The organism is Shewanella sp. Sh95, from assembly GCF_001308045.1.
Taxonomy (GTDB): Bacteria; Pseudomonadota; Gammaproteobacteria; order Enterobacterales; family Shewanellaceae; genus Shewanella; species Shewanella xiamenensis.
In genome coordinates this window covers 22,067-42,885 of sequence record NZ_LGYY01000002.1, presented here as the reverse complement: position 1 = coordinate 42,885, position 20,819 = coordinate 22,067, and the positions used below count along the sequence as shown (strand labels likewise).

Sequence of the window (20,819 nt, the reverse complement as noted above, 5' to 3'; positions counted from 1 at the left end):
ATGGATGCATGATTCATGTCTTTTCCTGCAGCAAATAAAGAGCTCGATTCAGCGGCTCAAATTTTACGTTTAGCTGTACCGCAAATGTCTGCGCTCGATATACCGGTTACGCCAGAAAACTACACCGTTTGGTATGAGTATTTTGCCCAGTCGAATCTTGATTTGAATCGTGCTATCGATGGTTTTCTTGCTAACAACGTGGTATTTACCAAAGAAGTGAATACCAGCCTGTACAAGAATTTTATCCAAGAAAAGTCCCCTGAAGTCATTGAGAATGTCCAGATAGAAACTCAGATACTGATTAACTCTCTCATCAGTAAAATTACTCAGTTAACTCAAGGAACGGAAGCATTTACAAGCACCTTGGCGGATTTTGGATTGCAACTGCAATCAACGCCCGATGTGAATACGTTAAATCAATTAGTCGATGGGGTGCTTGATGAAATGCAGAGCCTATTGGTTAATAACCAAGCCATGGAGCAGAGCCTCAATGCCATGGGACAAGAAGTACAAAACTTAAAAGCTGAAATGGAAAATTTAAGTCTGGCAGCAATGACAGATCAATTGACTTCGTTACATAACCGCCGAGCTTACGAAATTGCTATTCAAGACCATATCCATCGTGCGGAGGAACAACAAACCCGTTGTAGTTTATTACTTGTGGATATTGACAGATTTAAGATATTTAACGACACCTATGGGCATCAAATCGGCGACAAAGTCTTGGCTTATGTTGCGCTGGCTTTAAAACAATGTGTGCGTGGTGATGACTTTGTCGCCCGTTACGGCGGTGAGGAATTTGTGGTGTTGCTGCCTAATACCCATTTTCATGATGCGCTGCAAGTGGCCGAGACTTTGAGGGAGCGGATCTCCGAGCGGCGCCTAGCGATAGGCAAAGATAAAAAACTCTCATTGGGCGCCATTACGGTGTCGATTGGCTTAGCCTCTTTGCAAAAGGGCGATGATGCAGAAACCTTGTTTAGCAGAGCGGATAAAGCCCTGTATGAAGCTAAATCTGATGGCCGTAATTGCGTGCGTGGCTGAGTTGTTGCTTATTATCAGTATAGTTTGAGGGCGTATGGATAATGGTTTAAGTGTTAGTAATCACAGCATCCTTATGCTTCAGTGATGCGAATCTTGGGTTCAGGATTGAGCGCCTTACGCCAATAAATGTTTAAAATGCAGTAAGCGATTGTTGGCGGGCATGGCGATATCTTCAACTAAGGTTAAGTTTTGGGCTTGGGCAAGGGTGACAATCCATTCAACATCTCGAATGCCGCTTTCACTATCTCTTTGTTTTAATAAGTCATCAAATCGCCGATTGCTGTCGCTGGTATAGTGACCTTGATAGTTAAAAGGCCCGTACAGGCATAGGGAGTTGAGCTGTGGTAAATACTCACCTAAGCCATTAAAAAATGCTTCCACCTTGGGTTTACTCATAATATGTAAGGTATTGGCGCTGAATACTGCATCGATATGGGGGCCGTTGATAGGCCAAGGTAGTGACACATCAAGTGTAATAGGTAAGCCAAGATTATGAACGCCAAGTTGATGACCTTGTTGCAAACATCTTGCACTAATGCCCTCAAGATATTGCGCTTGATCGCTCGTTTGCCAAAAAAGTTGAGGGAGATTCGCCGCAAAATAAACGGCGTGTTGTCCCGTGCCGCTGCCAATTTCAAGTACCTGTTTGGTATTGGCAAAAGCGGTTTTTAATACCGCAAGAATAGGCGTTTTATTATTTTCACAGGCTTGAGAAAAGGGCAGAACATCAGTTGTTTGAGGTTGTATATCCTGCGGCATAGTTTCTCCTGATAGGTCATTGTTAAACAAGTTATTGTTAAATAAATCTTTGTGAAATGCGTCTTTCTGATGGCGATTACCCTTGAGACAATAACGCAGGGTCAATTCTATTACCATCCTAGCGGGTGGTGCCTAGCTTAAGTCACTAACCTCGTTAATCCAATGGCTTAAGCTGTTTTGCCAAACTCGCTTATTTCCCTGTCAGGGGGCATTCTTCTGTTGACCATGATAATAGCTTCGTTATACTCAAAAATTCTGAACGTTTGTAAAAAATATTAAACGAAAAATCATAATAACATCGTGTAAGGAAACCCTATGTCAGCCAAACGCTGCGCCTCTTATTACAATGCCACTATTAAGCAAGAGTCTGATTATCCAGAACTTGAAGGTGATCTCCGTGTAGATGTTGCCATTATCGGCGGCGGGTTTACTGGTGTTGCAACAGCGGTTGAGTTGTCTGAAAAAGGCTACAAGGTCGCATTATTAGAGGCAAATAAAATTGCTTGGGGCGCCACTGGCCGTAATGGTGGTCAAGTGACCGGAAGCCTATCTGGCGATGCAGCGATGACCAAGCAATTACGCCGTCATCTTGGTCAGGATGCCGAGGATTATGTGTGGGATCTTCGCTGGCGTGGGCACGATATCATCAAAAGTAGAGTGGCGAAGTACAACATTGATTGTGATTTAAAATTTGGTCATATCCAGACGGCCTATCGCCCCACACATATGGCAGAGTTACAGCAAATGTTCGACGAGGCTAATCGCCGTGGCATGGGGGAGTTTATGACCTTAGTGCCTGAGCAGGAGATGCCCACCTATTTAGCCTCGCCCTTGTACCACGGCGGTTTAGTCAATCGGCGCAATATGCATCTGCATTCGGTAAATCTATGCCTTGGTGAGGCTCGAGCCGCGGCTTCATTGGGCGCTAAGATTTTTGAACATTCACAGGTGCTGGATATTCAGCAAGGAGAGCTTGCAACCGTGCTCACGCCAAAGGGAAGGGTAAAGGCAAACAGCGTGCTCATCGCGGGCAATGCCTACCACAAATTGGGCCGTCCCAAGCTACGGGGCATGTTATTTCCTGCCTCCCTTGGCAATTGTGCGACAGCCCAATTGCCGGCTGAGTTAGCTAAGCAACTTAATCCGCAGGATTTGGCCGTGTATGATTGCCGCTTCGTGCTGGATTATTACCGCTTAACTGCCGACAACCGTTTGATGTTTGGCGGTGGCACCAATTACAGCGGCCGCGATCCTAAAAACGTTGCCGCCGAGCTGCGCCCGGCGATTGAACGTACTTTCCCCCAGTTAAAAGGTGTCGATATTGAATTTGCCTGGGCAGGCATGGCGGGGATAGTGATTAACCGTATTCCCCAGCTGGGCAAGATAGCGCCGAATATCTTCTATTGTCAGGGATATTCCGGCCATGGCGTGGCAACTTCCCATATCATGGCCGAAATCATGGCTCAGGCGATCGATGGTCAAATGCGAGAGTTTGATCTCTTCGCCGCGATGCGCCATATCCGGATCCCACTGAATGAATGGTTTGGTAATCAGGCCCTTGCGCTAGGGATGCTGTATTACACCTTGAGGGAAAACTGGCGCTAAACAGGTGGGGCGTCTGACGACCGCGAGGTGATTGTCACTCATATTGGATTAATTGTTGTGAGTTAACTGCTCGCCAGTTTTTCAGCTAAATAATCCACTAAAACCCGCACTTTGGCGCTCAGATGACGATTTTGGGGGTAGAGCGCCCAAATGCCTTCTTTGGCTTCGCGGTGTGCGTCGAGGAAGGAGATAAGTTTGCCTGCATGAATATCTTCTTCAATATAATAATCAGGGAGTTGTACTATCCCTATGCCTTTTAACGCTGCATCCCGCAGGGCATAGCCGCTGTTGCAGATAAGGTTGCCGCGTACCTTAATATTGCGCTCGCGGCCATGTTCAATAAAGCGCCAGTAATTGTGATTCCCGATCAGACAATTATGTTGATTTAACTCCGAAAGCGTATGGGGCTCACCGTATTTTTCAACATAACTGGGCGAGGCGGCCACATAATGGGTGCGGCTGCTCAAGGGTTTGGCCATCAGGCTGGAGTCGGCGAGTTTGCCAAGGCGAATGGCCAAATCATAGCCGCCCTCAATCAAATCTAAGGTTCTGTTAGTCAAGTCGACATTAAATTCCACGCTGGGATACTGCACCATAAAATCATTGAGTAACGGCATGATAAATTTTTCGCCGTAGGCTACGGGCGCGGTGAGTTTTACCAATCCTTGGGGTGAACCTTTTAGATCGGTAATCGCCCGTTCGGCCTCCTCGAGGCCTGTTTGCAATTGGCGGCAATGGCGATAATAAATCGTGCCTTCTTCGGTGAGCGATACCTTGCGTGTTGTACGATAAAACAGCTTAGTGCCGAGGCGATTTTCCAGCGCACCGATTTGCCGACTCACGTGGGCGGTGGACACATTGAGGCGCTGTGCGGCCAAGGTAAAGTTCTCGGCCTCGGCCACTGCTACAAATTCTGATATGCCATCCCAAAGGTACATTGTTGCTTCTCAGTAAAAATGAATTGCCAAAATGCTAGATTATCAATCCTCAGGAAATAAATACAATCTAGTGACTGCATTACCGCACACTATTTTTAAGCTTATCCGTCCACCTCAATCTATGCTTACAAGCGAGTAGGGCTAGGATAAGCCGTAAATCGATAAGCCCATTGATTAAAATAAGGAAAGACAAGCATGTCGAACGAAAAACCACAGTTTATCAAGTCAAAGGCCGCCGTGGCCTGGGGGCCGGGACAGCCACTCAAGATTGAAGAAGTCGATGTGATGTTACCTAAAGCCGGCGAAGTATTAGTGCGCATCGTGGCGACTGGGGTGTGCCATACCGATGCGTTTACCTTAAGTGGTGACGATCCTGAAGGCGTGTTCCCAGCGATCCTCGGCCATGAGGGCGGTGGTATTGTTGAGCAAGTGGGCGAAGGCGTGACCAGCGTGCAGGTGGGCGACCATGTGATCCCTCTCTACACGCCTGAGTGTGGCGAATGTAAATTCTGTTTATCGGGTAAAACAAACCTGTGCCAGAAGATCCGCGCGACTCAAGGCAAAGGTTTAATGCCAGATGGCACCACGCGTTTCTATAAAGATGGTCAGCCAATTTTCCATTACATGGGCTGTTCTACCTTCTCTGAGTACACTGTATTACCTGAAATTTCATTGGCTAAGGTCAATAAAACTGCGCCATTAGAAGAGATCTGTCTGCTAGGTTGTGGTGTGACGACAGGTATGGGCGCCGTAATGAACACCGCTAAGGTGGAAGAAGGCGCGACCGTAGCGATTTTCGGCCTAGGTGGTATCGGTCTTTCGGCCGTTATTGGTGCGACCATGGCTAAAGCCAGCCGGATTATTGCCATTGATATTAACGAATCTAAATTCGAACTTGCCCGTAAATTAGGTGCAACCGATTGTATTAATCCTAAAAATTTCGACAAACCTATTCAAGAGGTGATTGTCGAGATGACCGATGGCGGCGTGGATTACTCCTTCGAATGTATCGGTAATGTCAATGTGATGCGCAGCGCGCTCGAGTGTTGCCACAAGGGCTGGGGCGAATCAGTGATCATTGGTGTTGCAGGCGCAGGGCAGGAGATTTCTACCCGTCCGTTCCAACTGGTGACAGGTCGCGTATGGCGAGGCTCAGCCTTCGGTGGCGTAAAAGGACGCTCGCAATTACCTAAAATCGTTGAACAATACCTAGCAGGTGAGTTTAAGCTCGATGACTTTATCACCCACACTATGGGACTTGAGCAAGTCAACGAAGCCTTCGACTTGATGCATGAAGGCAAGAGCATTCGCAGCGTGATCCATTTCGATAAATAATTGCGCTCTTTGTCATCACAGCAGCAGATAACCGCTAACGACTTATCTGCTGCTTATGTGTTTTAAGCTTGTGATAGGGTCTTGAACGGCAAGCTAACCGCTGAAAGTGAACAGGAAAGGGATTGAAATGACCATAGAAAATATCAGCTGTAACAAGAGTTTTGGTGGTTGGCACAAACAGTATCGCCATCAATCTCAGGCGCTGAACTGCGAGATGCGCTTTGCGATTTACCTGCCACCCGAGGCGGCCAATAAACCTGTACCTGTGCTGTATTGGCTATCGGGTCTCACCTGTACCGACGAAAACTTTATGCAGAAGGCGGGCGCGCAGCGTATTGCGGCTCAGTTGGGAATGGCTATCGTCGCCCCGGATACCAGCCCTCGTGGCGATGATGTCGCCGATGCACCGGATAAAGCCTATGACTTGGGCCTCGGCGCAGGGTTTTATGTGAATGCGACCAGAGCACCTTGGAATCGCCACTATAAAATGTACGACTATATTGTGCATGAGCTGCCAGCGCTGATTGAAGCGAATTTCCCCGTAACCGGACAGCGCGCCATCTCTGGCCACTCCATGGGCGGGCATGGCGCGTTAGTCATTGGATTAACCCATCCCCACAGATATAGCTCCATTTCGGCCTTTAGCCCTATCAGCAATCCAAGCAATGCGCCTTGGGGGATTAAAGCCTTTACCGAGTATTTAGGGGAAAATCGTGAGCACTGGCGCCAATATGATGCCTGTGAGTTACTCAAATTGGCGATCAGCGAAGTGCCTATTTTAGTCGACCAAGGCGATGCCGACAGCTTTTTAGAAACACAATTAATGCCACACACGCTCAGTGATATCGCCAAAACGAAAGGCTATCCCTTAGATTTGCGTATGCAGGCGGGCTACGACCATAGCTATTACTTTATTGCGAGCTTTATTGAAGAACACCTTAAATTCCATAGCTTGTATTTTAAATAAGGTTGCCAATCGTTAACCCCTTTCAGGATTAAACCTCAGAGTTAAAGCCTAGGGTTAAATATTAAAAAGCGCGGTGAACATCAAGTTCACCGCGTTTTTATTTTTACGGATAAGTTGCGATGTCATTCAACATGTCATGTTGACCCATGGCGCCTGAATGATTTGAATGCAGCGGCTATATCTCAAATGAGAAAAAGCTGTTAAGTGCTCGAAATTAATGATGATTCATTCTCTATATTCTCAATACAATATTGGCGAATAAATATACATAAGGATAGGAGTTCAATATGAAATGGATGTTCGTACTGTTACTGGCGACAGCGAGTACCGCTAATGCCATGATTATCAGGCATGATGTCGATGACGCGAAATATCAAGCGGCGGCGCAACGCGATAATTCGACGGTCATCTTTTTAGGACTTTATAAAGGTGATGAAATCGTGCTTGGTACAGGCAGCCTTATCGATAAGCAATGGATTGTGACGGCGGCGCATGTGGCTAACGAGCTAACGACTGGCAATAAAGTGCAATTTAAAACGGATTTTTACCCGATTAAAGATGTGATAAAACATCCACTTTGGAAAGAACGACACTTTCCCAATGATATTGCATTGGTTCAATTGGCTTCACCAATTGAAGACGCCACAGTCGCTAAATTGAATCATGCCTCAACCGAAACGGGTAAAATCGCTACCTTCGTCGGACGTGGCGATTTTGGAAATGGGCTAGTGGGCGTTGTGGCGGCCGACAAACAATTGCGCGCGGCACACAATGCCGTGGTTGGGGTGCAGGAGCAATGGCTGCAATTTATCTTTGACCGCGACGCGAATACTTTACCATTGGAGGGGATCAGTGGCCCAGGAGATTCGGGAGGCCCCGCATATCTCGTCTCGACAAATTCAGTCTGCCTTATCGGTGTCAGCTCATGGCAAAATGCTGAGTCAACCAATTGGGAAGAAGGTAAGTATGGCGTGATTGAGCATTACTCACGCATTTCCTATTTCAGAGATTGGATCGAGAAAACACTTTGGCAGATATCAGGGATATCGCCAGAAATCTGTCCTGATAGTTAAGGCATTAGATTGTACGGGATAAACAAATGCCGCGCTTAATCGTTTAGGTTTGAACGGTTAAGCGCGGCATGACAGTGCTAAAGACTTAAGTTAATTAACAGTTTGAGTGGATTAACACTCAACAATGTTCACTGCGAGGCCGCCTTTGGCGGTTTCTTTGTATTTACTGCGCATATCTTTACCTGTATCCATCATGGTTTTAATCACTTTATCCAGTGATACCTTGTGGTTACCGTCGCCGCGTAGCGCCATACGTGAGGCGTTAATGGCCTTGATTGCGCCCATTGCATTACGTTCAATACAGGGCACTTGTACTAGACCGCCAACGGGGTCGCAGGTCAGGCCTAGGTTATGTTCCATGCCTATTTCGGCTGCGTTCTCAACATGTTCCACTGTGCCGCCCATAATCTCGGTTAAGGCGCCAGCCGCCATTGAGCAGGCTACGCCGACTTCACCTTGACAGCCAACTTCAGCGCCCGAAATCGAGGCATTTTTCTTGTAAAGAATACCAATTGCAGCGGCGGTTAACAGGTAACGGGCGCAAACGTCGATATCGACTTCTTGCACGAAGGTATCGTAGTAACAAAGCACGGCAGGAATGATGCCTGCGGCGCCGTTTGTTGGTGCAGTCACAACGCGATCGCCTGCTGCGTTTTGCTCGTTTACCGAGAGGGCGAATAAATCGACCCAATCCATTGCGGTTAATGGATCGACGTTGTTACGGCCTTCGGCTTTGAGGCGACGATAGAGTGCTGGCGCACGGCGACGAAGTTTTAAACCGCCTGGCAAAATGCCTTCTTTTTGGTAACCACGTTCAATACAGGTTTTCATGGTTTGCCAGATATTCCACAGCTTGGCTTTGACCTCTTCTTCACTGGCAAGGCTAAGTTCGTTGGCCATCATTAAGGATGAAATGCTTAAGCCATGTTCAGTACAAAGTTCGAGTAATTGGGCGCTGCTGTTAAAATCATAAGGTGCTGATTCAATTTGCGATGCTGGTGAGGCATTACGTTGGTTGATTTCATCTTCATCTAAGATAAATCCGCCACCGACAGAGTAGTAAGTGCGCTCAAAAATACATTCGCCTTTGCTGTAGGCATACAGTGTCATGGCGTTCGCATGGGCGGGAAGGGTTTTACGTCTGTGGTAGGTAATGCCGTCTTCACGGGTAAACTTGACTACTTTGCCGCAGCTGAGGGTGAGGGTTTCATTTTTAGACACTTGCTCAAGAATGCCATCGATGCTGTCGGTATCGACGGTTTCAGGATCTTCACCCATCAAGCCTAAAATAACGGCTTTACCTGTGCCGTGGCCCTTGCCGGTTTGGCCGAGGGAACCAAAGAGTTCGGCTCTTAATTCATCCACTTGGGCAATCTGGCCCGAATCAGCAAGGTGCTGCATAAAAATTTTGCCCGCTTTCATGGGGCCAACAGTGTGTGAACTCGAAGGGCCAATGCCGATCTTGAACATATCGAATACGCTAATCATGATTGAAGTCCTGTTGTGTCTCGATTTTTATTTTAGTGTGTGCGGATGAACTTTGCAGTTATCGTGTTAATACGCTGGTTTTTAGGGCATCAACTCTGGCAAACTGCAGGCATTATCCACGTAAAAATAGGCTTGTGTGATACGCTTATGTTCAGTATCCCATAAATCAGTATCAAGATTCACATTAGTTTTTTTTATTAGAAAGTCTTCGGATAAGCTGAGCTTAATTAGCGGATCATTAATGTCGATTTAATGGTCTACATTATCGGTTTTGGGCAAAATTTGACGGTAAATGGCTCGCTTTTTGGGGATTTTTGTGAACCCCGTAGCCAGTATCGCTATGGTTATTTTTTGAGTATGAATAAGAAATTTTAGGGAGAATTATGAGTTATCTAATGCTGGATCTGCTGTCTTTAGAGGTCAGTGATGCTGAAGCTGAGATGCTGCGCCATCCGCAAGTGGGCGGTTTGATCCTGTTTTCCCGCAACTTTACTAGCCGTGAGCAATTAATTGCCTTGGTGCAGCAGATCCGCCAAATTCGTCCCGAGATTTTGATTGCCGTCGACCATGAGGGCGGACGAGTACAACGTTTTCGCGAAGGTTTTACGCTTATTCCGGCCATGGGGGATATTTTGCCAGCGGCTAAGGGCGAGATGGTATTGGCGAAACGTTGGGCCTGTGAGCTGGGTTTTTTAATGGCCATCGAGTTACTCGCCTGTGACATCGACTTAAGCTTTGCGCCTGTGCTCGATCTTAACGGCATTAGCCAAGTCATTGGCAAACGTAGTTTTAGTGCAAAGCCCGATGAAGTGATTGCGTTAGCGCAGAGTTTTATTGAGGGTATGGCCGAGGCGGGCATGGGTGCCGTGGGTAAGCATTTCCCAGGTCATGGCAGTGTGGCTGCAGATTCCCATATTGCGCAACCTATCGATGAACGTGAGGCTGAGGCGATTTTTAATCAAGATATTCTGCCGTTTAAGGAGTTGATCGCTCAAGGTAAATTATCAGGCATTATGCCTGCCCATGTGATCTACCCTAAAGTTGATCCCAATCCTGCGGGCTTTTCAACCTATTGGTTAAAGCAGATCCTTCGCCAAGATCTGGGTTTTAACGGGGTGATTTTCTCCGACGATCTGGGGATGAAGGGCGCATCTTTTGCGGGAGATTATATAGGCCGCGCTCAAGCTGCGTTGGATGCGGGTTGCGATATGATTTTGGTTTGTAATGATAATCCAGGTGTTATGTCACTCTTAAACGGTTTTGTATGGCCTTCTGCTGCACCGAAACATCCGGCGAGTTTACTTAAACCTAATGCGGCGCAGACTGCTATCGCATTAGAAAATAGCGCTCGTTGGGAAAATGCTAAGCAGCTGGCCGAGCAAATACAGCTCGCACAACAGGCAAAAGTTTGATGTAGCGCAAGGTTCTGCAATGAATATTTGCTAGGGTTAGTGGCATACGCCGTGTTTGGCAGATTGTTAAAAGGTCTCAATATGATTTTTTATCTTCATGGATTCGATGCGACTAGCCCTGGTAATCACGAAAAAATGCGTCAGTTGCAGTTTATTGACCCTGATGTAAGGCTTATCAGCTACAGCACTTTGCACCCCAAGCATGATATGCAGCATTTATTGAAAGAGGTCGCCAAGCAAATGCAGTATAGCGACGATCCCACGCCGTTAATGGTGGGCGTCGGTTTGGGGGCGTATTGGGCTGAGCGAATTGGCTTTTTAAATGGGTTAAAGTCGGTGTTGATCAATCCCAATCTTCATCCAGAAGAGACAATGCAAGGGAAAATTGATCGCCCGGAAGAGTATGCCGACATCGCCAATAAGTGTGTTTCAGAGTTTAGGTTGAAGAATACCCACAAAGCGATGTGCATTCTGTCTCGTTTTGATGAAGTGCTCGACAGTCAAGCAACGTCCAGTGAACTCAGTTGTTTTTACCCTATCGAATGGGATGAAACTCAACCCCATAAATTCCCCCAATTAGCGGCCCATTTGCCTAAAATCAAAGCTTTTAAGCTAAACGGTTAATACTCGTTTGCAGACTCATCATTAGACCGCGCATCGCTACTCATTTGTAGGGGAATAGGTTTGGTTTTCGTGTGATTGCCAGCCTTAGCCTTCGCTCATTTCCATATTTCAGTTCGTTATATGTACGGGGTTGCTGCTTATGCTACCGAGCGTCATGTATTGGTATATCGATATATTTCATATTTGGAATGGTTGACGGTATATATTATTGGTTTGGTTGGCTATTTCAGTAAAAAGCATTAAATAAGTACTGTAAGAGTGGATTTATCTATCATTTTGTTGAAATTTGTAATTAATTGTGTAAAGTAGCGCGTCTTAATAGTTTGTTACAAAATGCTACAAACTTTTATGCCATTAGTCCATTTATGGACAACCTTTTGCGTATGTCGCCCGACACAGCTAACAGCGGTCTTGTTAGCTGTTTTTTTATGCGTTTCATTTCATTTGTTTCACTCAGTAAATCCATCACTTAACACATTTATAACGTAACTAAGCTCAAATCTCGGCTATGCTTAAACTCGCATGAGAATAACAAGCTAACCTTGTTCAGGAGTCTTAAATGAAACGGGTGCTAATCAAATTAACGGGAACCGTACAGGGTGTGGGCTGTCGGCATGCGACACTGACAAAGGCTCGAGCCTTGGGCGTGACAGGTTATGTGACTAATTGCGTCGATGGAAGTGTCGAAGTGCTCGCACAGGGCAGTAATCCTGCTGTAGATAATCTTATTGCCTGGTGTGAGTTAGGCGTGCCTTGCACCGATGGATTAATGGTGCAGGTGGAAGAAGACCAAGGCGATGATATTTATTTGGATTTTTCAATAGTGCGCTGATTTGTTGCTAAATTCAGTCTCGATGAGTCTTGAATGGTCATGGAGCTATTGGTGATAAAAAAAGCGGTAATTACACTCGTATTACCGCTTTTTATTTAGCATTGATTGGCTGGCGTTTTATGCGCTAGGTTGCGCCATCTTACGGATCTGGATCACCATGCCCATTTCGGGATGATCGAGATAATGAATTTCATCACTTTTCACTCGGCGATTCTGTTCCAGCGGAATAGACATCAGGTAAGGCGTCATCACTTTAACAGGCGTCGCATTAGTATTTGTGCTGGTTTCATCGGTTGGCACAGGCATTAACTTACGTCCTTCTTTACGAAGATTTAAGGCCGTTTCGATATAGAGGTAGTGGCTGAGATAAATATTTAGCGTGCCATCAAGTTGCCAAACAGGAGAGGGTAGCAATGGTGCCGAACTTTCTAAAGCCATTCCTTGGGAGCTTTGAGTATTTTGCATCGAACTGTTTAACGCTTGTTGCACAATTTGGCGGCCATCGAAGTGGTAGTTGGCGGAGAAATCCTTACCAGCAAATAGGCGAACAGGCACTGAGCCGCTTTTACCCGTCATAGGTTGCTGCCATGTCATATGCAGTAGACTACGATTACCACGTTCTCTGGATAAGCTATTAACGATACTTGCAAACTGACCTTGGTTGCTTGCGAGTAATACCGGGCCACTGCCAAGTTTGGCGTAGGTTTGGCTGCTACTGCCGATTTCCGATGGGATCATGCTTGGGTAACGGTACTGGGTGGTCGTTGTGCTTGGGCCTGTGATCCTTAAGCCGCCACTAGTGCTATTATCGGTGTTATTAGTGGCATTCGTATTTGTGTTTTCTGCACAATGGCTATTGGCATCGGCATCATAAACAAGTGTGCAAGGCGCAGACTCATTACTCATGGAGACCACAGCCTGACCTACAACCGGTGAGATCAGGTCGATTGCACTATTGGTTTTCGTCTCAATTGGGGCCATAGGCCATTGTTCAGTTGACTGGCTTTGGCGTTCGAAAATATAGACTTCAACCTCGAACCACGCCTCAGCACGGGCAAGTGAACTGTGTGAAAGTGCAATAAGTGTAGCGATAGAGACCGCGAGTTGACGTAACACTATTTATCTCCAAGACGATGTTGCGATTGATGTTGAGATAGTTGTTCGAGCAAGAGCTTGACTAACGCGAGCCTCTCTTTTGCCGTTTCGGCGCTGAGCATGAACTTTAACTTATTCGGCCCGTCCATTCGATAGATTTGTGGCTGACTTTGCAGTAATCCAATGATAAAGCTTGGGTCGATATTATGATCTTGGCTAAATTCGATACTGCCACCCTTGGCGTGTACCTCAATTTTAGTCGCCCCTAGCCGAGTTGCCTGATGTTTATACAGAGTCATTTCCATCAAGTTTTTAGTGGCCTCTGGCAGCAAACCAAAGCGGTCGATAAGCTCAACTTTAAGTTCGTCTAAGGCTTCTTCGCTGTCACAACTGGCGATACGCTTGTAGAGCGACAGACGAATATTCACATCACCGACATAGTCTTCAGGTAATAGGGCCGGAATTCTGAGTTCCATTTCACATTGCTGATTGAGCATTTGCGCCAGCGATGGCTCTTTACCTTGCTTAAGCGCTTTGACCGCCGATTCAAGCATTTCCATATAGAGGCTAAAGCCAATTTTTGAGATATGGCCGCTTTGCTCATCACCTAAGAGTTCGCCTGCGCCGCGTATCTCTAAATCTTGGGTGGCGAGCATAAAACCGGCGCCTAAATCCTCAAGGGCATCGATGGCTTCGAGACGTTTGCGAGCATCGCTAGTCATACGTTTAGGATGTGGCGTCATCAAATACGCATAGGCTTGATGGTGAGAGCGACCCACACGGCCACGTAGCTGATGCAACTGGGCTAAACCAAAGGTGTCGGCGCGTTCGATAATAATGGTGTTTGCACTGGGAACGTCGATACCGGTTTCGATAATAGTGGTACAGACTAACACGTTGAATCTTTGGTGATAAAAGTCCGACATCACCCGCTCAAGATCCCGCTCACGCATTTGGCCATGGGCGACCACAACCCGCGCTTCGGGTAACAAGGTACTAATGTCTTGGGCACATTTTTCAATGGTTTCGACATTATTGTGCAGGTAATAGACTTGGCCACCACGGAGGATTTCACGCAATATAGCCTCGCGCACCGTCGCGGGATCGGATTCGCGCACAAAGGTCTTCACCGCCAAACGCTTAGCGGGAGGTGTGGCAATAATCGATAAGTCGCGCATTCCCGACATCGCCATATTTAAGGTGCGGGGGATCGGTGTGGCGGTGAGGGTCAAAATATCCACATTGGCCCGCAGTGCTTTAATTTTCTCTTTTTGTCTGACACCGAATCTGTGTTCTTCGTCGATGATAAGTAGGCCTAAATTCTCAAATTTAGCCTCGGATTGCAGCAGCTTATGGGTGCCAATCACGATATCGACTTTGCCTTCTTCGAGCTGTTTTAGCACTTGGGTCTGCTCTTTGGCGGTTCTAAAGCGTGACATCACTTCAATCACCACCGGCCAGTCGGCAAATCTGTCCTTAAAGTTTTCGTAGTGCTGCTGGGCGAGTAACGTGGTGGGTACCAACACAACCACTTGTTTACCCGCATTCACCGCCACAAAGGCGGCGCGCATCGCGACTTCGGTTTTCCCAAAGCCCACATCACCACAAACTAATCTGTCCATTGCGGTTGGCGATTGCATATCGGCGAGCACGGCATGTATTGCACTTTCTTGATCGACGGTTTCTTCAAAGGGGAAACCTTGAGCGAATTGGGCGTATTCTTCGTCATTGATTTCGCAGCTCTCACCCGGACGAGCTTGGCGACGTGCATAGACATCGAGAAGTTCTGCGGCCACATCGCGGATTTTTTCAATGGCTTTATTTTTCGCCTTAGCCCAAGTGTCGTTACCCAGTTTATTAAGATGCGTTTCCCCATCGGCGCCAACACTATAACGGCTAATTAAATGTAAATTGGAAACGGGGACATAGAGCTTATCGCCACCTGAGTACTCAAGTTGCAAATATTCAGCAACAATGCCGCCAGTATCGAGGGTGACTAAACCTTGGTAAAGGGCAACACCGTGCTCTAAGTGTACGATCGGCTGGCCAACTTTCAGCTCGGCTAAATTTTTGATTAAGGTATCGTTACTGATCTGACGCTGTTTTTCGCGGCGACGCTGCTGTGAAATCCGCTGGCCGAAGAGCTCAGTTTCGCAGATGATGCTGACGGCAGTTTGTGCGCCGAGTCCCAGTACACAACCACGGGATAAGGGCGAAACGATCAAGCCAAGTTTGGTATCAGTTTTAATAAACTCATCAAAATGACTAAATACCGTAGGCTTTAACTGGATTTTACCTAAGAGTTCGAGCAGCGCTTCACGGCGACCTTCAGATTCTGCGCTAAATAATATGCGCGGCGCCTGCTCAGCATAATCCTGCAGTGCGATTAACGGCTGCTTTAATTTGTGATTGGCGCTTACCTCAGGCAAGGCTCTGGCATCAATTTGCGCCGCAACACCATTGGTGTCAGGATTTGGGGCCACAAATTGATAGCGAGGTAGCGGCTTAAAGGCGGCAAATAATTCTTCTATCAGTAAATACAGTTCTTTAGGGGCAAGCAGTGGTCGTAGCGGATCGACCCGTCGGTCTTCATACCGTGTTTCCACTTCATGCAAATGGGCGCGAGCGGATTTTTCGATATCGCCCAAGGTGACTAACTGAGTGTCCTTCGGCAGGTAATCAAATAGCGTCGCGACCTCATCGAAAAACAGTGGCAGATAGTTTTCAATCCCAGCGGGCATCAAATTTCGGCTCACCAATTGATAAACCGACTCTGGCTCTTTAACGATCACCTCAAAACGGCGGCGATAGCGTTGTCTAAAGCCTTCGATAGCACTGCTATCGGTTGGAAATTCTTTTGCCGGTAATAATCGCACCGCATCGACGGGTGTGGATGAGCGCTGGGTCTCTGGGTCGAAATGGCGAATAGTTTCAACTTCATCATCGAAAAGCTCGATACGCAGCGGCATATTCACGCCGGTAGGGAAGATATCGAGAATTGAGCCCCGAATGGCAAACTCGCCATGTTCGTAAACTTGCTCAACTAAATGATAGCCCGTATCGGTTAATTGCTGGCGCACATCATGGAGCTGATATTTATCGCCCTTTTTAAGCACAAATACATTGGAGCTTAAATAGGATTTCGGCGGCAAGCGCATCATCAGTGTTGTCACTGGCACGATAACCACGCTGTGCTCAGCATGGGATATTTGCGATAGGGTTTCTAAACGCTGGGAGATCAAATCCTGATGGGGTGAAAAACTGTCGTAGGGCAGGGTTTCACGGTCAGGAAATAGCCGCACCTTAATGGTGGTGTTCGCTAATAAATAATTAAGCTCTAACTCGAGACTCAATGCCGTTGGTGTGTCACTGGTGACAATGAGCGTGGTGCCTGGGTGTTGGCGTATCAAGCTGGCGAGGGTGACCGCTTGACCCACTCCGGCGATACACGACAGAGTTTGCATTTGAGTGCCATTTTTTACAACGGGCGGTGTTAGGGCTGAAATATGTGTCATTGGCGTGGGATAAACGGATTCATTCACAAAAAGTTGCATTTATTGTAGTGACTTGGGCGCTAGGGTGCTAGTGAAAACTCTCGTCTTTATTGGCGTTCGTCCCTAGCTTGTTTACGCAGTTTAAGTTGTTTTTGTTGAACATTGAGGCTCGCTTTGACCAGTTGCTCCACATCCGAATCCAGTATTTGGCTAAATTCGAGGTCGATTAGATAGGGCGACGAGGCGTTGTGCTGTTGTGCTTGCTGCGCAGTTGATTGGGCTTCCTGTGAGAGCATACAAGCGGTGACCTTGGCAAAACATAAAATAGCGACCAGTTCGTCATGGATAAATAAGGTCACTTTAACATGGCGCCCTAGAGGTAATTCGGTCGTGCTGATTATGCGAATACCGCTACCACCAAACTGACAACCATCATATTTATCACCCTCTTGGACTTCTTTTTCGAGCACGTGTTGCAGGACTAAATCCACCTTGCGTGATTGTAGCTTGAGAAAATCCACCACCACCTTGGCTTCATTATCTAAATGCCGCAATTGTAACAAACAGCTCGCTTCAAGGGCTTTTACTTCACTCAATAGCTGGATCCCTAAGGATTGCATTGATCTTAAAGCCATTTCATTGGGTAGAGGTCGGTTTTCGTCCCAGAGGCTTAAGTAAGCAGTAAAGGGATGAGGCACACTAAAATACGGATTGGTGTCAGTGAACAAGGCTTGCCTCTTTATTTATAGAACCTAAACCCCTATTATCGTGCCCATCTTTATGATTTAGCAAGTTCAGCACACAGGACGCAGCCCTCTTTCAATGGATCTTCGATTCCCTCTCTACGTTGGTTACCGTTATTGGCGGGCCAGAAAAGCAAACGCATTTGCTTCTTTTATTACCTTATTTGCCGTTTCGGGCATTTTTTTAGGGGTTGCCGCCTTGATCGTGGTCAGTTCGGTGATGAATGGCCTCGAAGGGCAATTAAAGCAGCGCATCCTCGGCGCTGTACCGCAATTGACGGTTTACACTAAAGCTCCCTTAAGCAATTGGACTATTGCGGCAAAAAAGCTAACTGAGCTGCCCGGCGTGCAAGGGGTGACGCCCAGTGTGTCGACGCAAGCTATGGTGCAGTCAGCGGCCAATATCCGTGCGGTACAAGTATTTGGGGTGTTTCCTGAGCTGGCCGAAAAACTTTCCGCGGTGGCGCAACATACCTATTCAGGCGCGTTTAACGAGTTAACCAGTGGCCAGTATAAGGTCATATTGGGCAGCGAACTGGCGCGCCAGTTAAAAGTCAGCCCTGGGGATACGGTACGCTTGTTAAGTGGCGATGGCGTGGTGTACTCGCCGCTAGGCCCAGTGCCCAGCCAACGTAAATTTTTAGTGTCCGCGGTGTTCGAAATGGGGTCACAAGTGGATGCGGGCGTTGCATATATCCATTACCAAGATGCAAAGCGGTTAATGCGTCAGCCCAGTGATGAAATCAACCAGCTAAGGCTGTATTTAAACGATCCTTTTAACGCGCCTGCGCTTGCCAAGGATGTGCAGCAAATCTTAACAGAGCAGGGCATCGAGGCGACCACGAGCGATTGGCGTGACACCTATGGACATCTATTTAGCGCAGTGAAGATGGAAAAAAACATGATGTCGCTGATGCTCAGCCTGATTGTGGCGGTGGCGGCATTCAATATTGTCTCGGCGCTGGTCATGATGGTTGTCGATAAAACCACCGATGTCGCAGTGCTTAAAACCCAAGGTTTAAGAACCTCTGCTGTGATGGGCATTTTTGTGGTGCAAGGTTTATTGAATGCGGTGTTAGGTTTAGCGCTGGGCTTAGTGGTGGGGATTCTAATTACCCTTAATTTGAATGGCATTATGGCAACCCTGGGTATTTCGATTTTAGGGACTGGACAAATGTTGCCGGTAAAACTGGCGCTTGGGCAATTGTCGCTGATTATTGTCGGTACCTTAGTGGTGACCCTAGTGGCAACTCTTTACCCTGCGCTACGGGCTGCAAGGGTGCAACCAGCCACCGCGCTGCGTTATGAATAACGGTGTTTTCAACGACTAAAATAATTGCTCCATCGTAAAAGTGGAGTGTAGACGTGGCACTTTGCCATGTCATATAGAATCAATAGCGAGAATCTCAATGCAAGATGTGTTACTGCAAGTGCAGGCGGTGAGTAAGAGTTATCACGACGGCGATGTAACCACGCAGGTGTTGTCTGATGTGGATTTACAGGTATTTAAGGGTGAACAGCTGGCGATTGTGGGCACTTCAGGCTCGGGCAAGAGTACGTTACTGCATATTATGGGGACGCTTGATAAACCGTCATCGGGAAAAGTATTGTTGGCAGGTGAGGATTTATATCAAGTGAGCAGTGCGCGTCAGGCGCAGATCCGTAATCAGGATTTAGGCTTTATTTATCAATTTCATCATTTGTTGCCTGAATTTACCGCGCTTGAAAATGTGGCAATGCCGGCATTTATCCAAGGTCGTGATCGCAGCCAAGCGCAAGCCGATGCCAAGGTTTTGCTCGAGAGAGTGGGTCTTGGGCACAGAATGAGCCATATTCCTGCTGAGCTTTCGGGCGGTGAACGGCAACGGGTGGCAATCGCCCGGGCGCTTATCAACAAACCCAAACTCGTACTGGCCGATGAACCTACGGGAAATCTCGATGCGAAGAGCGGCGAGGCCGTGTATGAACTTATTCGTGAATTGGCCAATCAACTCGGTACCGCGTTTGTGGTGGTCACCCACGATCCTAAATTGGCGGCGCGGATGGACAGACAACTCACCATGAAAAATGGTTATCTACAAGTACCGGATAGCGCCCAATGAAAGGACCATTAGCCCTCTCGATTGGTTGGCGCTTTTACCGTGCGCGCCAATCCAATAGTTTTATTAGCTTTATTTCCTTTGCATCGACAGCGGGTATCGCCTTAGGCGTCGCCGTATTGATTATCGTGCTCTCGGCGATGAATGGATTTGAGCGCGAGCTGGAGCAACGTTTACTCGGGGTGATCTCTCAAGCCGATGTGGTAGGCGTGAATGAGCCGATTGCTGACTGGCGAGCTGTTGAGCAAACCGCGTTGCAGATTGAAGGCGTTACGGCGGCGGCACCTTTTATTCGTATGCAGGGTTTAGTGCAAAAGCCCGGTGGTTTTCAGGGGCTTGCTGTTGTCGGTATTGATCCTGAACAAGAGGCAAAAGTCTCTACATTGTCGCAATTTATGACTCCCGAGACTTGGCAGAGCTTGAGTGAAGATGATAATCACATCGTCCTTGGTGAAAGTTTGCTGAAAAAATTAGGCCTCGAAGTCGGCGATACGCTGGCGCTGTATGTACAAGATCTTGACCCTGAACATGCGGGAAGTTTACGGGCGGCAAAAAGCCATCGCTTTGTGGTGTCAGGTGTGTATCGCTTAGGTGGAGAGCTTGAGTTAACTACCGCGTATATTCCCATGCGTTATGCGGCAAATATACTTAATTTACATCAAGGCGTGACGGGGGTTCGCATCAGCGTGGCGCAGGTGTTTGAGGCACCAGCGAAAATTCGCGAGTTAGGTTATGCGTTGAATCAGTCAGTGTATATTAGTGATTGGACTCGAACACAAGGTCATTTATATCAAGATATTCAATTGGTTCGCACCATAATGTACCTCGTATTAGTACTGGTGATTGGTGTGGCCTGTTTCAATATTGTCTCGACCTTGGTGATGGCGGTGCGCGATAAGGCCAGTGAAATTGCGATCCTGATGACCATGGGACTGAGCCGTTTATCGGTAATGGGCATTTTTATGGTGCAGGGAGCATTAAACGGTTTAGTGGGGTGTGCGCTCGGAGGGGTGATTGGTATTGCGACAGCCATTAATCTCAGTGCTATTGCTCGTGGCATTGAGCAATTACTTGGGATCCAATTGTTATCTGCGGATGTGTATTTTGTGGATTTTCTTCCCTCCGAACTGCATATGGCGGATGCCGGTTTAGTGATTGCCACCGCGTTTATAATGAGCCTGATTGCAACCCTGTATCCTGCATGGAAAGCAAGTCAAATTGGTCCAGCACAGGCATTGGCGGGCAGATAACTGGCGCTACCGTTCTGCACTTAAAAGCTAAAAAACAAAAGGCCAGTGATAATATCACTGG

At 47.3% G+C, this 20,819-nt stretch carries 17 protein-coding genes; 11 read left to right on the top strand and 6 right to left on the bottom strand.

Features of this window, described 5'->3' with window-relative positions:
- Window positions 1–15: 15 nt before the first annotated feature.
- On the top strand, window positions 16–1,044 hold the full coding sequence (locus AEA42_RS00225; protein ID WP_047539657.1) for a GGDEF domain-containing protein: 1,029 nt from the start codon (window positions 16–18) through the stop codon (window positions 1,042–1,044).
- Between the two features lie 114 nt (window positions 1,045–1,158).
- On the opposite strand, the gene AEA42_RS00220 is transcribed toward AEA42_RS00225, so the two are convergent.
- Window positions 1,159–1,803 carry a DUF938 domain-containing protein gene (locus AEA42_RS00220; protein ID WP_055646636.1) on the bottom strand — a complete coding sequence of 215 codons (645 nt, stop codon included), beginning with the start codon at window positions 1,801–1,803 and terminating at the stop codon, window positions 1,159–1,161.
- Between the two features lie 315 nt (window positions 1,804–2,118).
- Here AEA42_RS00220 and AEA42_RS00215 point away from each other — a divergent pair, with 315 nt between their 5' ends.
- Window positions 2,119–3,408 (top strand): FAD-binding oxidoreductase, encoded by a 1,290-nt coding sequence (locus AEA42_RS00215; RefSeq protein ID WP_037417874.1) that lies wholly within the window; start codon window positions 2,119–2,121, stop codon window positions 3,406–3,408.
- 62 nt (window positions 3,409–3,470) lie between these two features.
- Here the strand turns inward: AEA42_RS00215 and AEA42_RS00210 are convergent, their stop codons facing one another.
- Complete coding sequence (locus AEA42_RS00210) at window positions 3,471–4,346, bottom strand: LysR substrate-binding domain-containing protein (protein WP_055646627.1); 876 nt, start codon at window positions 4,344–4,346, stop codon at window positions 3,471–3,473.
- Window positions 4,347–4,541: 195 nt separating this feature from the next.
- Between AEA42_RS00210 and AEA42_RS00205 the strand changes: the two genes are divergently transcribed.
- The 3 genes from AEA42_RS00205 (at window position 4,542) to AEA42_RS00195 (ending at window position 7,721) form a co-directional block, all read left to right on the top strand.
- Window positions 4,542–5,681, top strand: coding sequence for an S-(hydroxymethyl)glutathione dehydrogenase/class III alcohol dehydrogenase (locus tag AEA42_RS00205; protein WP_037429804.1), 1,140 nt, complete (start codon window positions 4,542–4,544; stop codon window positions 5,679–5,681).
- Between the two features lie 127 nt (window positions 5,682–5,808).
- Window positions 5,809–6,648 (top strand): S-formylglutathione hydrolase, encoded by an 840-nt coding sequence (fghA, locus tag AEA42_RS00200; RefSeq protein WP_037429803.1) that lies wholly within the window; start codon window positions 5,809–5,811, stop codon window positions 6,646–6,648.
- Between the two features lie 287 nt (window positions 6,649–6,935).
- A complete protein-coding gene (locus AEA42_RS00195; RefSeq protein WP_055646626.1) occupies window positions 6,936–7,721 on the top strand; it encodes a S1 family peptidase in 786 nt (261 codons plus the stop codon).
- A gap of 111 nt (window positions 7,722–7,832) precedes the next feature.
- Here AEA42_RS00195 and AEA42_RS00190 read toward each other — a convergent pair whose 3' ends face one another.
- The gene (locus tag AEA42_RS00190; RefSeq protein ID WP_037429797.1) at window positions 7,833–9,209 is read right to left on the bottom strand and encodes an L-serine ammonia-lyase; all 1,377 of its coding nucleotides are present in this window, start codon (window positions 9,207–9,209) and stop codon (window positions 7,833–7,835) included.
- 383 nt (window positions 9,210–9,592) lie between these two features.
- On the opposite strand from AEA42_RS00190, the gene nagZ reads away from it, so the two are divergent.
- The 3 genes from nagZ to AEA42_RS00175 all read left to right on the top strand — a co-directional run bounded on the left by nagZ (window position 9,593) and on the right by AEA42_RS00175 (window position 12,077).
- On the top strand, window positions 9,593–10,621 hold the full coding sequence (gene nagZ, locus AEA42_RS00185; protein WP_055646625.1) for a beta-N-acetylhexosaminidase: 1,029 nt from the start codon (window positions 9,593–9,595) through the stop codon (window positions 10,619–10,621).
- 81 nt (window positions 10,622–10,702) lie between these two features.
- Window positions 10,703–11,245 (top strand): alpha/beta hydrolase YcfP, encoded by a 543-nt coding sequence (ycfP, locus tag AEA42_RS00180; RefSeq protein WP_055646635.1) that lies wholly within the window; start codon window positions 10,703–10,705, stop codon window positions 11,243–11,245.
- 559 nt (window positions 11,246–11,804) lie between these two features.
- A complete protein-coding gene (locus AEA42_RS00175; protein WP_037418308.1) occupies window positions 11,805–12,077 on the top strand; it encodes an acylphosphatase in 273 nt (90 codons plus the stop codon).
- A gap of 117 nt (window positions 12,078–12,194) precedes the next feature.
- Here AEA42_RS00175 and AEA42_RS00170 read toward each other — a convergent pair whose 3' ends face one another.
- The 3 genes from AEA42_RS00170 to AEA42_RS00160 form a co-directional block, all read right to left on the bottom strand.
- The gene (locus AEA42_RS00170) at window positions 12,195–13,193 is read right to left on the bottom strand and encodes a peptidoglycan binding protein CsiV (RefSeq protein ID WP_055646624.1); all 999 of its coding nucleotides are present in this window, start codon (window positions 13,191–13,193) and stop codon (window positions 12,195–12,197) included.
- A complete protein-coding gene (gene mfd, locus AEA42_RS00165) occupies window positions 13,193–16,687 on the bottom strand; it encodes a transcription-repair coupling factor (RefSeq protein ID WP_055646623.1) in 3,495 nt (1,164 codons plus the stop codon). The genes AEA42_RS00170 and mfd overlap by 1 nt, the downstream gene beginning before the upstream one ends.
- 86 nt (window positions 16,688–16,773) lie before the next feature.
- Window positions 16,774–17,394 carry a hypothetical protein gene (locus AEA42_RS00160; RefSeq protein ID WP_055646622.1) on the bottom strand — a complete coding sequence of 207 codons (621 nt, stop codon included), beginning with the start codon at window positions 17,392–17,394 and terminating at the stop codon, window positions 16,774–16,776.
- A gap of 94 nt (window positions 17,395–17,488) precedes the next feature.
- Between AEA42_RS00160 and AEA42_RS00155 the strand changes: the two genes are divergently transcribed.
- From AEA42_RS00155 to lolE, 3 genes are all read left to right on the top strand, one after another.
- The gene (locus AEA42_RS00155) at window positions 17,489–18,721 is read left to right on the top strand and encodes a lipoprotein-releasing ABC transporter permease subunit (RefSeq protein WP_055646621.1); all 1,233 of its coding nucleotides are present in this window, start codon (window positions 17,489–17,491) and stop codon (window positions 18,719–18,721) included.
- 97 nt (window positions 18,722–18,818) lie between these two features.
- Window positions 18,819–19,511: a lipoprotein-releasing ABC transporter ATP-binding protein LolD gene (gene lolD / locus AEA42_RS00150; protein WP_037418293.1), complete on the top strand. Its 693-nt coding sequence runs from the start codon at window positions 18,819–18,821 to the stop codon at window positions 19,509–19,511.
- Window positions 19,508–20,758: a lipoprotein-releasing ABC transporter permease subunit LolE gene (gene lolE, locus AEA42_RS00145; RefSeq protein WP_055646620.1), complete on the top strand. Its 1,251-nt coding sequence runs from the start codon at window positions 19,508–19,510 to the stop codon at window positions 20,756–20,758. Before lolD ends, lolE begins: the two co-directional genes overlap by 4 nt.
- The last annotated feature ends 61 nt before the right edge of the window (window positions 20,759–20,819 follow it).

Excerpts from the sequence above, each read along its gene's own strand:
- AEA42_RS00225 (WP_047539657.1), top strand. The coding sequence starts at position 16 with ATGTCTTTTCCTGCAGCAAATAAAGAGCTCGATTCAGCGGCTCAAATT.
- AEA42_RS00220 (WP_055646636.1), bottom strand. The coding sequence starts at position 1,803 with ATGCCGCAGGATATACAACCTCAAACAACTGATGTTCTGCCCTTTTCT.
- AEA42_RS00215 (WP_037417874.1), top strand. The coding sequence starts at position 2,119 with ATGTCAGCCAAACGCTGCGCCTCTTATTACAATGCCACTATTAAGCAA.
- AEA42_RS00210 (WP_055646627.1), bottom strand. The coding sequence starts at position 4,346 with ATGTACCTTTGGGATGGCATATCAGAATTTGTAGCAGTGGCCGAGGCC.
- AEA42_RS00205 (WP_037429804.1), top strand. The coding sequence starts at position 4,542 with ATGTCGAACGAAAAACCACAGTTTATCAAGTCAAAGGCCGCCGTGGCC.
- fghA (WP_037429803.1), top strand. The coding sequence starts at position 5,809 with ATGACCATAGAAAATATCAGCTGTAACAAGAGTTTTGGTGGTTGGCAC.
- AEA42_RS00195 (WP_055646626.1), top strand. The coding sequence starts at position 6,936 with ATGAAATGGATGTTCGTACTGTTACTGGCGACAGCGAGTACCGCTAAT.
- AEA42_RS00190 (WP_037429797.1), bottom strand. The coding sequence starts at position 9,209 with ATGATTAGCGTATTCGATATGTTCAAGATCGGCATTGGCCCTTCGAGT.
- nagZ (WP_055646625.1), top strand. The coding sequence starts at position 9,593 with ATGAGTTATCTAATGCTGGATCTGCTGTCTTTAGAGGTCAGTGATGCT.
- ycfP (WP_055646635.1), top strand. The coding sequence starts at position 10,703 with ATGATTTTTTATCTTCATGGATTCGATGCGACTAGCCCTGGTAATCAC.
- AEA42_RS00175 (WP_037418308.1), top strand. The coding sequence starts at position 11,805 with ATGAAACGGGTGCTAATCAAATTAACGGGAACCGTACAGGGTGTGGGC.
- mfd (WP_055646623.1), bottom strand. The coding sequence starts at position 16,687 with ATGACACATATTTCAGCCCTAACACCGCCCGTTGTAAAAAATGGCACT.
- AEA42_RS00155 (WP_055646621.1), top strand. The coding sequence starts at position 17,489 with ATGGATCTTCGATTCCCTCTCTACGTTGGTTACCGTTATTGGCGGGCC.
- lolD (WP_037418293.1), top strand. The coding sequence starts at position 18,819 with ATGCAAGATGTGTTACTGCAAGTGCAGGCGGTGAGTAAGAGTTATCAC.
- lolE (WP_055646620.1), top strand. The coding sequence starts at position 19,508 with ATGAAAGGACCATTAGCCCTCTCGATTGGTTGGCGCTTTTACCGTGCG.